Annotated in this window: 1 protein-coding gene and 1 pseudogene; both read right to left on the bottom strand. The window is 37.5% G+C overall.

The features are described from left to right. Positions 1-73, bottom strand: a 73-nt coding sequence (locus AC0IXA_RS27830) for a hypothetical protein (protein ID WP_471814966.1), incomplete at its 3' end; no start/stop codon positions are given. After that, positions 70-253 (bottom strand): annotated as a pseudogene (locus AC0IXA_RS27825) (hypothetical protein); the annotation flags it as partial. The pseudogene AC0IXA_RS27825 and the gene AC0IXA_RS27830, both read right to left, overlap by 4 nt.

The following is a 253-nucleotide window of genomic DNA, read 5'->3' as shown; positions in this document are numbered from 1 at the left end:
ATTTAAAAGCAGACATAAAGACAAAGACTAAGATTAACGCAACAAACGGCCAGCTTGCTTTTAGGAATTTCATTTCTTCTCTTTCCCTCCGTTTTCTTTTAAGTTTTTAACTTTATCAGCGTGATCTACTTCAAAGAAAATGTGTCCGTCTTTTTCTTTCCAATCCGCATTCGTTCCATTGGTCAGCATACGGATAATCGCTTTTGATTCAAGAGATCCTGCTTTTACTGGAGCAGGTGTTGCTTCTTTGATG

It is taken from the genome of Pseudomonas sp. AC083 (genome assembly GCF_979253165.1).
Note: the sequence above shows the minus strand (reverse complement) of the source record. Positions and strands in the feature narration are given on the sequence as shown.